The organism is Wenyingzhuangia heitensis, from assembly GCF_011762155.1.
Lineage (GTDB): Bacteria > Bacteroidota > Bacteroidia > Flavobacteriales > Flavobacteriaceae > Wenyingzhuangia > Wenyingzhuangia heitensis.
In genome coordinates, this window is record NZ_JAASQL010000003.1 from 187824 (window position 1) to 202675 (window position 14852).

Genomic DNA, 14852 nt, shown 5'->3' on the forward strand with positions numbered 1-14852 from the left:
CTCTGTACTTGATATTATTATAGAGACACTCCTCTTTTCCAAGGAATAAAATCATTATTACCATGTAAAACAGCCTTAGATGCAGTCTCTCCACTTGCCACTCTAATTACATGATCTAAAATCTTTTCTCCCATTGTTTGAATCGTATCCTCTCCTGTAATTACAGTTCCTGTATTAATGTCGATGATATCGTTCATTCTTTCATACAAGTTGGTGTTACTGGAAATCTTTAATACCGGTGCCACAGGGTTTCCTGTTGGTGTTCCTAATCCTGTTGTAAACACTACAATATTACATCCAGAACCTACCAAACCTGTAGTAGATTCTACATCGTTACCAGGAGTACACAATAAGTTTAAACCTGGTTTTGTTACTTGCTCTGTATAATCTAACACTTCTACTACCGGAGATGTTCCTCCTTTTTTAGCAGCTCCTGCAGATTTCATAGCATCGGTAATTAGACCATCTTTAATGTTCCCTGGAGAAGGATTGTTTTCAAATCCTGAACCTACTGCTACAGCAGCTGCAGAATAAGCTCTCATTAAATCGTAAAATTTCTTAGAATCTTTTTCAGTTTCACATCTATTGATGATCTCTTGCTCTACTCCGTTTAATTCTGGGAATTCAGACAATACTGGAGAACCTCCTAAAGCAACTAATAAATCAGAAGCATATCCTAAAGCAGGATTTGCAGAAATACCAGAAAAACCATCAGATCCACCACATTCTAACCCTAAAACTAACTTACTCAATGGTGCAGGTCCACGTTCTAATTTATTAGCTTCAGTCAATCCAATAAATGTATGCTTAACCGCTTCTTCTATTAAAGAACGTTCGCTAGAACTTTGTTGTTGCTCTAAGTAATGAACGGGCTTATCGTTATTAGGAGCAATTGCATTAATTGCACCTTGTAACATTTCTATTTGTGCGTTTTGACATCCTAAACTAAACACCGTTGCTCCTGCTACGTTAGGGTTTGTAATGTACCCTGCTAACAATTTACATAAAGTTTCAGAATCTTGACGGATACCACCACAACCACCATCATGTTTTAAAAACTTAATTCCATCTACATTAGGGAAAGTCCTGTTTTTAGACATTTCTTCTTTAGTAGTGATAATTGGAGTGTTAAAAATTTCATCAGAAGAAGCTCCTGCTTTGTATTGTGCAATTAAAGCATCTGTGTCTACTGCAAAATCTTTTTTAGTTTCGTATCCTAATTTTTCAGAAAGTGCTCCTTCTAAAACATCAACGTTTCTGTTCTCACAAAAAGTTAATGGAATTACCAACCAATAGTTTCCTGTACCTACTTTTCCGTCTTTACGGTAAAACCCATTAAAAGTTCTTCCTTTAAAATTTGAAACATCGGGTGCTGTCCACTCGTATTTTTCTTTGCTCTCTTTGTACTCTGCAGAAGCATGTTTTACGTTTTCGATGGTAATAGCACAACCTTGTGCAATCGGTTGTACAGCTTTACCCACCAAAACTCCATACATGTAGATTTCATCACCTACAGCAAAGTCCTGTAAAGAAAATTTATGTTTTTGTTTAATGTCTTCTTTTAATATCAGTTGTTTACCCGCAACCGACACTTCCATTCCTTCTTTTAATCCTTGAATTGCAACAATAATATTGTCTTTAGGATCTATTTGTGCATATTGATTTGACATAGTCTTATCCTCTTATTTTTTTAATTGTAGCTAAAGCATCTGCTACTTTATTCTCTAATCCGTTGTAATCTTTATCTGCTAAAATTTGCTTGCTAATTAATTGAGATCCCATCCCAACACAAACAACACCAGCATCAAACCAACCTCTTAAGTTATCTTCTTCTGTAGTAACACCACCTGTTGGCATAATAGATGTCCATGGTTGAGGTCCTACAATTCCTTTTACAAAATTAGGCCCGTATAAGTTTCCTGGGAATAATTTTACGATTTCACATCCTAATTCCTCAGCTCTAGCAATTTCTGTTAACGTTCCACATCCTGGATTCCAAGCTACTTTACGTCTATTACAAGCAATTGCAATATCTTCTCTAAAAACTGGAGTCACAATAAAGTTAGCTCCTAAAGACATGTATAATGAAGCAGCAGCAGCATCTGTAATTGACCCTACTCCCATAATCATTCCTGGCAATTCTGCCACAGCATATTTTGTTAATGCTGCAAAAACCTCGTGAGCAAAATCTCCTCTAGCGGTAAATTCTAACAAACGAGCTCCACCATCGTAACAAGCTTTTAATACTTTTTTTCCTAATTCAATATCTGGGTGATAAAACAAAGGAACCATTCCTGTTTCTTTCATCACTTGAGCAACTTCAATTCTTGAAAACTGTGCCATTTTTTTATTTTTTGTTGATTTATTTAATCTTGTTGTTTATTAAGTCCGTTGGTAAAAACAGCCTACCTATCTACTAATGCAGATCCATCACTTTCCATAAAGTCTATTACTTCTTGTTTGGATGCTCTGTTTACGTCTCCAAAAATAGTGTGCTTAATTACACAAGCTGATGTTGCAAATGCTACTGCTTTTTGTAAATCTTCTTTGTAAGCTATTAAACCATACAACAAACCTCCCATAAAAGCATCTCCTGTTCCTACTCTATCTACCACTGGGGATATTTCGTTAATTCTTGCTCTGTACAGTTGCTTGTTTTTGTATAACAAACCTCCAATTCTTTGGTGTGATGCATTTACAGAATTTCTAAATGTCATTCCTATAGTATGAACATTTGGCAACAACTCCATAATTTTATCAAACTGTGCTTTTACCTCATCTTCTTTACTGTAATCTGGATTTATTTTTGCCTTACCAAGCATAAACATTGCCGTATCTACATCTGCCAAAATAATGTTACTATATTTTAACAAGGCAGGCATTACATCTTTAGGTTGTTTTCCGTATTTCCATAATTTACTTCTGTAATTTAAGTCTGTAGAAATAGTCAGACCTCTTTCCGAAGCAGCTTTAACAGCCTCTAAACAAGTATCGGCAGCAGATTGTGATAAGGCTGGAGTAATACCACTCCAATGGAAACCAGTAGCTCCAGAAAAAATGGTATCCCAATCAAATTGTCCAGGAGCAACTTCAGACATGGCTGAATTTTCTCTATCATAAACTACGGCACTGTTTCTACCAGAGGCTCCATGTTCTAAGAAATACAATCCTAATCTTTTTCCTTGTCTTAAAATGTATTTAGCTCCAACGTTTCTACCTCTTACACTTTGTATTACGCAATCTCCAATAGCATTGTCTGGAACGGCAGAGATAAATTGAGCTCTAATTCCGTAATTTGCCAAAGAAGCAGCTACGTTAAACTCTCCTCCACCATAAATTACTTCTAAAGAATTGGCTTGACTAAACCTAAGGTGATTAGGAGGTGACAACCTTCCTAATATTTCACCAAAAGTGATGATTTTATGTTTTTTTGAAAACATGATTGTTGTTTTTGGGTTCGATTACAGTTTCTTAAATAAAATCTACTGTTGCTTTAATTACTCCTGTAGCTGGTTTTGTCCAACTATCAAAATTTTCAATCATTTCTGTAAAAGGAACATTGTGTGTAATAAATGAACTTGTAGGAAATTGATCTAACACACTAATTACGTGTTCAAAATCTTCGGTAGTTGCATTTCTACTACACATAATAGTAGTTTCTTTTGCGTGAATTTTTGGATGTGCAAATGTTAAATCTCCTTTAGACAACCCTACCAACACATAACGACCTCCATGAGCCATATAATCTGGTCCTACTTCTAGTGCTCCTTTAAATCCAGTAGCATCAAATACAGCAGTTGCCATATCTCCATTCGTAATTTCTGCAATTTTTTCTACAGGATTGTTGCTTACATTAATTACATAATCAGCTCCTATTTCTTCTTTTGTGTATTTTAAACGATCATCGTTTACATCTAAAACAATTACAGTTGCTCCAGCAATTTGAGCCAACTTAACCATTCCAATTCCAATAGGTCCACAACCTACTACTACAACTGTTTCTCCTTTTTGTACGTTTGCTCTACGGATGGCATGTGCTCCAATTGCTAACGGCTCAACAATGGCCATTTGATCATCAGACAATTCGTTTGCAGGCAATAATAAATCTTGACGAACTGTAATGTATTCTTGCATACCTCCATCAGAATGCACACCTAATACACTAATATTTGTACAACAGTTTGTTTTTCCATTTCTACAAGCTATACATTTCCCACAGCTTACATAAGGCATTACAACCACGTTGTCTCCTGCTTTTAACCCTCTTTCATTCTCTCCAATTTCAACAATTTCAGAAGCTAATTCGTGCCCTAAAATTCTTGGATAGGTAAAAAATGCTTGATTTCCTGAATAAGCATGTAAATCTGTTCCACAAATTCCTACTTTTTTAACTCTAAGTAATGCTTCATTTTCTTTACGAACAGGAGCTTCTTTTTCCTTTAATAAAAACTTTCCTGGCTCTTCACAAACTATGTATTTCATCTTACTTTTAAATTTAAATTCGTTGTTCAAACGTTTGAACAAAAGGCTTAAAAAAATTAACAACCGAAATAAATCAATTATTAATCCTATAATTTTAGCATATTAAATATTCTATATGTTGAAAAAACAATTAGAATATTTACATTTGCACAAACGATTGAACAAATATAGTAATATTTTAATGATGCAAAAGAAAACCACAATAAAAGATATTGCTAATGTTTTAAAAATCACACCTTCAGCTGTTTCAAGAGCTTTACACAACCATCCTAGGATTAGTGATAAAACAAAAAAAGCGGTTAAAAAAGTAGCCCTAGAACTAAATTATCAACCCAATCAATTGGCTTCTGCATTAAGAAGTGGAAGAAGTAATTTGGTAGGAATTGTAGTTCCTAGAACCAATAGTTATTTTTTCTCATCTGTGGTAGAAAGTATAGAAGAAGAATTGAATAAAGAAGGTTACAATGTAATTATTACGCAGTCTAATGAATCCTATGATAAGGAATGTAGAAATATAGAAGCTTTGTTACAAACTCAAGTGGATGGAATAATTGCTTCATTAGCTAACGAAACCATTATTTTTGATCATTACGAAAGAATTAAAGAGAAAGGCATTCCTCTGATATTATACGATAGGGGTGAAAATGATATAGGAGTAGATTATATAGGTATTGATGATTACCAAAGTAGTCATATTGTTGTAGACCATTTGGTAGCTCAAGGTTGTAAAAGAATTGCACACATAGCAGGTTATAGTCACACTCGCATTTACAAAAACCGAATTAGAGGTTATATTGATGCTTTACTAAAACACAACATACCAATAGTTGATAGTTTACTCTTAGAAAGTAATCTGACACTTAAAGACGGTAGAGCAAAAACCAAACAACTTTTAGAATTACCCAAATTACCCGATGCTATTTATGCCTCTGGTGATTATGCTGCGCTAGGAGCTTTACAAGTGTTACAAGAAAACGGAATTAGAGTTCCCCAAGATGTAGCTTTGGTTGGCTTTAGTGATGAACCTTTTACCTCCTTGATTTCTCCAGCAATAAGCACCGTATATCAACACAATAATAAAATAGGAAAACTGGTTGCTCAACAATTTTTATTACGTATTAAAGACAAAAATTGGAAACCAAAACTGAATAAGATTATTTTGGATGCTGAATTAATTGTGAGAGAGTCTTCTAAAAAAAAGAAATAAAAAAAAGGTTTTGTCGCTAGACAAAACCTTTTTTACCAAACCAAAAATTAATCTATTACAAGCTTAATTCTAATACGTAAGCATAATCACCTGGCTTTTCTTTCGGTAATTCTACCGATAAACCATCGTTGTTTTGCTTCCACTGTAAAGTATTACCAGTACTTAACATTTTAATAGAGCTTACCGTAATGTCTTTTGAATATTCATTATCCAATCCTAAAGAGTGAATATTTACACTTCCTGTTGTTGGCCATTCCATTAAAATAGCATACAACTTAGTTCCATCTTCGCTTTGTGTAAAACGAATATCTTGTCCTGTAAAATCTTTATTCTTTCCTTCTGAATGGTGTCCTTTTTTAACCTCTGTTGGTCCTTCTCCAAAAGTTCTCCAATAGGTCGTATTGTAAATTGCATCACCATTAGCTGCTAACCAATCTCCCATTTGTAATAAAATCTTTGCTTGATCATCTGGAATAGTTCCATCCGCTTTAGGCCCAACATTTAATAATAAGTTTCCGTTTTTAGAAACAATATCTATTAAGTTATCTAACAAATCATTTGTTGTTTTAGATTTCCAATTAGACACGTGACTCCAAGAGTTTTTACCAATAGACGTATCTGTTTGCCAAGGCAACTTTCTAATATCAGCTAACTTTCCTCTTTCTAAATCGTAAACTACAGTTCCTTCAGGAAAAGCCTCTTCGTAAAAGTTTTTATCTTGTAAAACCACTTCTTTATTCCACTCAATTCCTTTGTTGTAGTAATATGCCGCTAATTTTGGACGATATTCTCTAAACTCTGGAGTATCCAACATAAAATCGAACCATAAAATATCTGGCTGATAATTGTCAATTAAATCCTTAGTTCTTTCCCACCATCTTGCTTTAAACGCTTCTGAAACAGGCTCTCTTAAATCTTTTCCTTTTGAAGAATATAAATCTGCATAGGCAGGATCTGTAGTATCAAAATGATCTTTTTTATTATAGAACGACCAGTTAAATGCAAAATGAGAAGATGCTCCCATAATTAATCCTTGTGCTCTACCTTCTTTCATTAACTCTCCTAACACATCTCTTTTTGGCCCCATGTCTACAGAGTTCCAACGAGTTGTATTTGATTTATACATAGCAAAACCATCATGATGATCTGCTACAGGTACTACATATTTAGCTCCTGCTTGCTTAAATAAAGTTATCCACTCTTTAGGATCAAACTTTTCTGCTTTAAACATTGGAATAAAATCTTTGTATCCAAATTCTTTAGGATCTCCATATGTTTTTACGTGATGTGTATAAGCTGAATGTGGTCCATCTTTTTGATGTTTTAACTGCGCTGTAAACGTAGCTGTATCCATATACATATTTCTTGGATACCATTCTGATGCAAATGCTGGTACAGAATATGCTCCCCAGTGAATAAAGATTCCGAATTTTTGCTTGTTAAACCAAGCCGGATCTTTGTAATTCTTTTTAATAGATTCCCAATTAGGTTCAAAAACCTTTTTGGTTTCCTCTTTCTTCTGAACAGATCCTTTACAAGCTACTAGCAAAAAAGCTCCTGCAACTAAGGCTAAAATTAATTTCTTAAACATTCTATAAATTATTTAATAATAAAAATTGGACATCTCCAACAAACTAATACAAAAATGACTATTTACTAGTCTTTTGAAAGACACATAGGAATTAATAACTAAAACATATGATTAACTATTGTACAAAGCTAGACTTAACCATAAGTTTATTGTCTATAGAAATCTATTTGTAACCCATAAACAATCAATTAGTTGTTTTTTAGTTTAGTTCACCTCTAAAGTAATACTAGCAGACTTTAAACCTGGACTCTTAGCTACAAAATATATTTCTCCTGACTTTTCTAAACTCTTGACAATTGCTAAACATTTTCCGTTAAAAGCGTTTCTTTCTGATGCCTGAAAAGAATCATGATTCATATTGTCTCCGTTTCCAACTCCAATTAATTCTCCTGCTCCTTGTACATCAAACTGAATAATGTTATCTGCTTTAGGCACTACATTTCCGTCTTTATCTAAAACAGTACACTCTACATAAACCAAATCTTCTCCGTCTGCTTTTAAATTTGCTCTTCTTACAAACAATTTAATTTTTGCTGCTTTACCTGCAGTTTTCACAACATCCTGAGCTATTACTTTTCCGTTTTTATAAGAAACTGCTTTTAAATTTCCTGGTTGATATATTACATCCCATTGTTGATACTCTACATCATCTAAATTGTTTTTTTGTTTTCCTAATGATTTTCCATCCTGAAACAACTCTACTTCATCACCATTGGTATATGCATACACGGTAACTTTTTTTCCTTCCATCCCATCTAAATTCCAATGTGGAAAAATATGTACCATCGGTTTGTCTGACCATTGAGACTGATAAAAATAATATCCATCTTTAGGAAAACCACACAAATCTATAGGAGCAAAAGAAGAAGAACGAGCTGGCCATCCAAACGGAATTACTTCTCCTAAATAATCCCAACCTGTCCAAATAAACTGCCCCATAATATCGGGTCTGTTTTTAATATCTTTCCAAGCTTGTACTCCTCTATAACCAATTAACCCTCTTTGCTCTACCCAATTGTAAGCATCATCATATTTGTATCCTAGTTTATCCCACCAAGCTTTTTTCTCATCACCATACAAATATGTTCCTCTAGGGTAGTATGATTGTGCCGATGCACATTCCGTTACAATTCCCATGGCATTTGGAGCAATTTTATCTTCTCTATCTAATCCGTTTTCTTTAATATAGTTGTACCCTCTAATATCACTTGTAGAAGCTGCAGCCTCACTTGGCCAAGCATCCCAACCATAACCAATCAATCCGTTGGTTACAGGTCTGTCATCTAAATTATGAATAATATCAATCAATCTATTGGCAATAGGCACACCTTCATCTGTTTTCATTTGGTCAATTTCGTTTCCAATACTCCACATTACAACTGATGGGTGGTTACGGTCTCTCAATACAAAATCTGTTAAATCTTTATCTGCCCATTCTTTAAAAATATCGGCATAATATTTTACAGGAATACGTACTTTTTTTCCGTCTTGAATAGTCGCTGGCTCTTTTACCACTTCCCATTCATCAAACATTTCGTTCATTACCAAAAACCCCATTTCATCACAAGTTTCTAAAAACTCTGTAGAAAAAGGGTTGTGTGATGTTCTAACCGCATTACATCCCATTTCTCTTAAAATTTCTAATTGTCTCTGAATGGTTCTTTTGTAAATAGCAGCTCCTAAAGGTCCACCTGCATGATGCAAACAAACTCCTTTTAATTTGGTTTGTTCTCCGTTAATTGAAAAACCGTTGTCTTTATCATACCCTAAAGTTCTAATTCCTGTTCGGGTAGATTCTTCTCCAATTAACATTTCGTTGTTATACAATTCAACTTGTACAGTATACAATTCTGGAGTAGCTGGAGCCCATAATTTTGGATTCTCTACCAACAAATCTACATTTACAGATGTGTTTTTATTGGGTTGTACTTTTTTAGTTACTTTTTTACTAGCAACAATATCACCTTTATACAAGACGTTTATTTTAGCAGAAATATCTTGAGGCTGATTAAACTCTGTTTTCAAATCAAACGTTGCATTTACCACCGCTTTGGTTTTGGTAATTTCTGGAGTTGTTACATACAAACTCCAATTAGGCACGTAGGTTTTGTTTCTAATTTTTAACGTTACATCTCTGTAAATTCCCGTTCCAGAATACCATCTGTGTCCTGGTTGTGCAGAATTGTCTAACGTAACTGTTAATATATTCTCTTTATTAAAATTGATAAACTCTGTCAAATCGTACTGAAAACCAATATATCCTAAAGGACGATATCCTACTTTATTCCCATTAATATAAACGGTAGAATTTCTATAAGCTCCATCAAAATACACAAACACTTTATTTTCTTTTTCTGATGCATTTACCGTAAACGATTTTCTGTAAGTACATTTTCCTGTTGGCAACCAACCTCCTCTAGAAAAAGAAGGATTCTCTTTAGAAAAAGGTCCTTTGATACTAAAATCATGAGGAACATTTACCGTTTGCCAATCTTTATCATTATAACTAGGATTGATGGCTTCTGTAACTTCTCCTTTGGTAAATTTCCAGCCTTTGTTAAAATCTATATCTTGACTTTGTTCTGTTTCTGATGTTGAACAAGCTACAGATAATAGCAAACAACTAACTGCAACAAAAACTCTTTTAAGAATTGAAATCATATTTCTCATAGTTTGATTGAATATTTTATGCACTACAAATAAAACATAAAACTAAATTTATTGTATGTCTGTATGTTTTTTAAACTAACAGATATGATTTTAAATCACAAAAAAGCTCACTCTACAGTAAACTCTTTTGTGGTAATTCTAATTTATTTTTTTAACATTTTTAACTGCTTATTGGTTTCTTTTGTCTTTACAGAAACTATATAAACCCCTGCAGTAAAATTGGTTGTTGGAACAACAGCTACACTATTTTCTAGGATTACATCCGCAGAAAACAAAATAGTTCCTGTCATCGTATAAACGACAACACTTGCTGTTAGACTTGTATCTTCTCCTAAGTTTAATTGAATTGTATCTGTAAAAGGATTAGGACTTGCTGTCACAAAACCGCTATATATAATTTCTTCCTTAAACACTCCTTGGCACTCTTTATCCGTTTGTATTTGCACTGTATTGATTCCACTTTCCAACTTTAGCTCAATATTTGTATCTGTTGTCGTAAATGTTTCTTGATTAAATACAACCATATACTCTTGCGCACCCGTTAACTGATATTCTACTTTTTTAGATGTTGTTGTTTTCTCAACTTCTAAATTTTGTGGTTGGGTAATAGACACCAAATAGCTTTCTGATAATCCGCTAGCAGATGATGAAATTTCTAAATTATATATACCCGATGCTAGGTTTTGAAACACAAAATCTTTGGTAAAATCCTCTGTAATTTCTACTCCGCTCCCTTGCAAAACCGCTTTAAAACTCCCAGATAAAACTGAAGTTATTTTTATAGCTCCGTTGTTTACATATGGACACGCATTGTTGGTAGTAGTAATACTAATTGTTTTTTCATCTGATTGATACACTCCTTTTGCCCAACCACTCCCTTTTAAGGCAATCCAAAACACGTTTTCATTTTTAGGATCTGGTTTAAAATCTGTAATGGTATCTGGCTGTCCCATATTCTTATTTACCTTTTCCCAAGTTACACCTCCATCAAAAGAAATATAAGCTCCAGGATTGTAAGTGGTTGCTCCTTTATTTTCGTGCTGTAAAGGAACATTGACCGTTATGATATTTGGATTTACAGGAGAGGTTTCCGTTTGCCATATATAAGGCATGTCAAAAATCTTTTCCCATGTAGCCCCCTCATCTTTACTTCTCCACACTCCACCTTCTGAAAACGTCCCTTCTTCACGACCACAAGAAATATAAATGTATTTGTTGTTTCTATCTACAAAAACATTGTTTACCGCTTTAATGGTTGATGGGATCGTTATTTTAGACCAACTATTCCCTTTATTGATGGTTTTGTACAAACCACCAACGCTCCCATCGGTTCCTTCATTTAGAGCCGCGTACAAAACAGATGGATTCTCTGGATCTATTTTTATTCTGTTTACACTTCCCTTGGTAGGAAATCCTGTATTTTCTATAGACCAAGTTTTACCCGCATCAGTACTTCTAAAAACTCCAAAATCTGTATAATCATTTGGTATTTTTGTATTAGACACTTCGGTAACCGCATTGGGCATTACACAGAAATACATGTTCTCTGGATTTTCATAATCTATGGTTAAAGAATACTGAAAAATATTGTCTGAAGACAAATTCCCACCATATTGTACAGGATAAGACCAATTCTCCCACGTTTTTCCTCCATCAGCAGATTTTCTTAAATACCCTCTATGATCTTGTCTAAACTGTAAGGTAAAAATCTCATTTGGATTTTTAGGATTTACTGCTACGTTTGCAATAGAGGTTGCTCCTTTGTGATTTACTTGTCCTTCTATTTGTGTAACAGCAACTGCATTTTTATCAGAATAAGCACCTAGATCTGCAGATTGCCACAAACCGTGTTCTCCACTACAAAACAACATTCTACCTTCTACTCCTGTTTCTAACAGCATAAATCTACCGGGTAAATTACTAGCACCTCTACCTACCCAAGCATCAGAACCAGGTTCGGTTTCAAAATCATCTACCTGATTCCAAGAAACACCTTTGTTGTTAGATCTCATTATTTGTTGATCCAAACAAATAAAAACCTCTCCTTCTTTATTTATTTGTAAAAATCGATTTCCGTAATATTCCTCACCCTCTTCTTTTTCATATTTTAAATGAGCAAATTCTGTATTTACTCCTTTGGGATTATTTCTAGCACTCCAATACGCATTATTTTTATCTTCACTCCAATAAGTTCCAGACCTTGCGGTAGCCAACCAATTTTGTCCACCATCATTAGTTTTCCATACATCTCCAGGCCCAAAAGCATAGTCGTGTTTTACGTTGTGTGTTACATAAATATCATTTTTATCTTTTGGGTTGACCACAATTCTATTGTATACCGAATAAACTGCTGATGGATACTCTGGATATTGAGTTTTTGCTTCGTCTTGAGAAACATCAAACCAATAAGCAATGGCTCTCCAATATTTAGACTGTGCGGTGTAACTGGTAATTTGAGTCATATCCATAGCTAAATTTCCAGAAATACTCGTCCAATTATTTCCACCATCTGTACTTTTGTAAACTCCTCCTTTGGACACAACGGTATTTCCAGACTTTTCATAAAAAGTTTGTTCTAGTACGTATAAAATAAATTCTCCTGTTGTAGCATCGTAAAAAGAGGTCATGTCTCTAGGCAAGTTATTTGGCAAACCATTCCCGCTCAATTGCCAAGACTCTCCCCCATCTGTACTTTTATACACACCAGAATTGGTCGCTATAAATACATGGTTGTTGTTGGTTGGGTTAACGATAACTCTCCCAACATCTAACGTAGCAGGCAATCCTGTTTTTTTCTTTTGCCAAGTTTCTCCTTTGTCTATACTCTTGTAAATATGCCCATAATCTGCATAAGCATATACGTACCCTAGCAAATCATTTTGTTTTCTGTGGTTAGATTTCACATTCCAAAAACTACCGCCTCCCATATACCAAATCGCATCATTTGTAGGGTCTACACTAATTTGTGAATGTTGTCCACCCATATCTCTTACAAACGTCCAATTTCTACCTTTGTTATTGGTTTTGTATAGTTCTCCTCTTACATCAATAGCCAATCCAAAATCTTGGTTTTGACGAGAAAACTCAATAGATTTTATCCTTCTCATATCCTTTCCTGTACCATCTACATCTTTAATGGTTTGCCAAGAAAGTCCGTTGTCCCAACTCCCATAACTATTGTACATGTCTGGAGATTGAAACATTACGTTTACATCTGTAGGGTGACACCAAAACTCTTCACAATATCCTGACATTCCGGGTCCAAATTGTTGCCAAAGCAATTTGTCTGTAGAGTTTACTTTTTCGGATTTTAACTTATCAAAATAAGTTGTATTTAACTGTGAGTATGCAGCAATACTCACAAACCAAAAAGCTATGATTTTTAGATCTAATTTCATCTTTTTAAAATTTAAGGGGTGGTAAATTCAAAAACTGATGAAATAGACACATTTCCTGTAGCATCTTTGGTATAGACTTTCCAATAATATATTGTACTAGCTTGCAAATTCATTGTCATTTCTGAAGTTTGAACAGTTGTTTGTTTTTCTAATTGATTTTTTGAAGTACCTATATATACTTCATACATTTCAATATCATTATCAATATCTGAGGCATTCCATTCTAACAAAACTGTTGTAGACGATGTTGTAACTTCATTAGCTGGAGCTATTAACGAAGCCGGATAAGGCACATGTGTTTGTATTCCTTCAGCTGCATTGTAAAACTCCCAAGTTTGGCTGTTGGTGGTTTCTAAGGAATTTGTAGATTTTGAAGTTACAAACCATTCATAACTTACACCTCTCTTTAGGTTTAAACTTGCTGTTGTAGGAGTTGCTGTTGCTTGTTTTAGAGTACCATCTTCTAAATTTTTTACAACTAAAATATAACTATCGGTATTTGCAGAAATATTCCAGTCAAACGTTACATTACTTAACGTAGTATCTTCCAATACATTTCCCTGATTACAAGGCTCATTTTTTTCTGGAGAAATTAAAACAGCTGCTACGGGAAATAGTTGTTCTTCTGGTTTGGTATCAGGCTCATCACTTTTATCTCCTCCACAAGAAATTGTCAACATACAAATGCCTAAAATTAGAGCTAGTTTATAAATTATTTTGGTTTTCATTTTTTGGTTGTTTAGTTCTTCAAAATAACAACACAATCCTTTTATTCCTGAAAACGGATGATTTTAAAAGAAACACAAATGATTATAAATTAAAGCTTTATCATCAAAAATAAAGAACCTAAAAACTTTTAATATCTATTTAGGTCTAATAAATAAGGATGGTAAGTACCGCTGTAGATTACATCCACACTATTAATCATTTTAAATTTTAAAAACAATGAAAACAATTTTAAAAACAGCTTTAATCGTATTCTTTATCGTTTTTACTTCTGATGGATTTTCTCAAAGAAAAACCAAAGCAGTTGTGATGAAAAAAACTCCTAGAACAAAGGTGGTTTATAAGACCCCATATAGAAAAATAAAAACCATAAGAACAGTACCTAAACCTACTATAGTAATTAGACACAAAGGAGCTAATATCTATTTTGCAAACAATCGTTATTACAGATTAAACGGAGGGAGATACATTCCTACAATTCCATCCATAGGATTTAGAATAAGTACATTACCAGCGGGGTATAGATTGGTCAACTTTAACCGTCATAGATATTACGTATTTAATGGTGTTTTTTATGTAAAAAAAAATGATGAATATGAGGTTGTAAATCCAGAAATTGGAACTATTATTTATGAGCTTCCTGATGACTACGAAAAAGTTACAGTAAACGGAGAAACACTGTATGAACACAACAATATCTTATATGAAAAAGTTCAGGTAGATGGAACTAGAGCTTATGAAGTGGTAGGTACTATTGAAAACTAAAAAAATATTTATA

The 14852-nt window shown here is 33.9% G+C and carries 10 protein-coding genes; 2 read left to right on the forward strand and 8 right to left on the reverse strand.

All coding sequences use genetic code 11. The features are described 5' to 3' along the window. Positions 1–17: 17 nt before the first annotated feature. From FHR24_RS11740 to FHR24_RS11755, 4 genes are all read right to left on the reverse strand, one after another. A complete protein-coding gene (locus FHR24_RS11740; RefSeq protein ID WP_167188875.1) occupies positions 18–1670 on the reverse strand; it encodes a UxaA family hydrolase in 1653 nt (550 codons plus the stop codon). A 4-nt stretch (positions 1671–1674) separates the two neighbouring features. Continuing rightward, complete coding sequence (locus FHR24_RS11745; RefSeq protein WP_167188878.1) at positions 1675–2343, reverse strand: bifunctional 4-hydroxy-2-oxoglutarate aldolase/2-dehydro-3-deoxy-phosphogluconate aldolase; 669 nt, start codon at positions 2341–2343, stop codon at positions 1675–1677. 62 nt (positions 2344–2405) lie between these two features. Beyond that, positions 2406–3440, reverse strand: coding sequence for a sugar kinase (locus FHR24_RS11750; protein WP_167188881.1), 1035 nt, complete (start codon positions 3438–3440; stop codon positions 2406–2408). Between the two features lie 31 nt (positions 3441–3471). Then, entirely contained in the window at positions 3472–4482 is a 1011-nt protein-coding gene (locus FHR24_RS11755) for a zinc-binding alcohol dehydrogenase family protein (RefSeq protein ID WP_167188884.1), read from the reverse strand. A gap of 181 nt (positions 4483–4663) precedes the next feature. Here FHR24_RS11755 and FHR24_RS11760 point away from each other — a divergent pair, with 181 nt between their 5' ends. Next, on the forward strand, positions 4664–5689 hold the full coding sequence (locus FHR24_RS11760) for a LacI family DNA-binding transcriptional regulator (RefSeq protein ID WP_167189122.1): 1026 nt from the start codon (positions 4664–4666) through the stop codon (positions 5687–5689). Between the two features lie 55 nt (positions 5690–5744). On the opposite strand, the gene FHR24_RS11765 is transcribed toward FHR24_RS11760, so the two are convergent. From FHR24_RS11765 to FHR24_RS11780, 4 genes are all read right to left on the reverse strand, one after another. Beyond that, the gene (locus tag FHR24_RS11765) at positions 5745–7280 is read right to left on the reverse strand and encodes an alpha-L-fucosidase (protein WP_167188887.1); all 1536 of its coding nucleotides are present in this window, start codon (positions 7278–7280) and stop codon (positions 5745–5747) included. Between the two features lie 204 nt (positions 7281–7484). Beyond that, positions 7485–9941: a glycoside hydrolase family 2 TIM barrel-domain containing protein gene (locus tag FHR24_RS11770; RefSeq protein ID WP_243846547.1), complete on the reverse strand. Its 2457-nt coding sequence runs from the start codon at positions 9939–9941 to the stop codon at positions 7485–7487. 152 nt (positions 9942–10093) lie between these two features. Continuing rightward, positions 10094–13348, reverse strand: a complete 3255-nt coding sequence (locus FHR24_RS11775; RefSeq protein WP_167188893.1) for a VPS10 domain-containing protein — start codon at positions 13346–13348, stop codon at positions 10094–10096. 11 nt (positions 13349–13359) lie between these two features. After that, entirely contained in the window at positions 13360–14076 is a 717-nt protein-coding gene (locus FHR24_RS11780) for a fibronectin type III domain-containing protein (RefSeq protein WP_167188896.1), read from the reverse strand. A gap of 217 nt (positions 14077–14293) precedes the next feature. On the opposite strand from FHR24_RS11780, the gene FHR24_RS11785 reads away from it, so the two are divergent. Beyond that, on the forward strand, positions 14294–14839 hold the full coding sequence (locus FHR24_RS11785; protein WP_167188899.1) for a DUF6515 family protein: 546 nt from the start codon (positions 14294–14296) through the stop codon (positions 14837–14839). Positions 14840–14852 lie beyond the last annotated feature (13 nt).

Bases quoted from the DNA above. Each gene is read 5' to 3' on its own strand.
- FHR24_RS11745 (WP_167188878.1), bottom strand. From the start codon at position 2,343: ATGGCACAGTTTTCAAGAATTGAAGTTGCTCAAGTGATGAAAGAAACA.
- FHR24_RS11755 (WP_167188884.1), bottom strand. From the start codon at position 4,482: ATGAAATACATAGTTTGTGAAGAGCCAGGAAAGTTTTTATTAAAGGAA.
- FHR24_RS11750 (WP_167188881.1), bottom strand. From the start codon at position 3,440: ATGTTTTCAAAAAAACATAAAATCATCACTTTTGGTGAAATATTAGGA.
- FHR24_RS11780 (WP_167188896.1), bottom strand. From the start codon at position 14,076: ATGAAAACCAAAATAATTTATAAACTAGCTCTAATTTTAGGCATTTGT.
- FHR24_RS11765 (WP_167188887.1), bottom strand. From the start codon at position 7,280: ATGTTTAAGAAATTAATTTTAGCCTTAGTTGCAGGAGCTTTTTTGCTA.
- FHR24_RS11740 (WP_167188875.1), bottom strand. From the start codon at position 1,670: ATGTCAAATCAATATGCACAAATAGATCCTAAAGACAATATTATTGTT.
- FHR24_RS11760 (WP_167189122.1), top strand. From the start codon at position 4,664: ATGATGCAAAAGAAAACCACAATAAAAGATATTGCTAATGTTTTAAAA.
- FHR24_RS11775 (WP_167188893.1), bottom strand. From the start codon at position 13,348: ATGAAATTAGATCTAAAAATCATAGCTTTTTGGTTTGTGAGTATTGCT.
- FHR24_RS11785 (WP_167188899.1), top strand. From the start codon at position 14,294: ATGAAAACAATTTTAAAAACAGCTTTAATCGTATTCTTTATCGTTTTT.
- FHR24_RS11770 (WP_243846547.1), bottom strand. From the start codon at position 9,941: ATGATTTCAATTCTTAAAAGAGTTTTTGTTGCAGTTAGTTGTTTGCTA.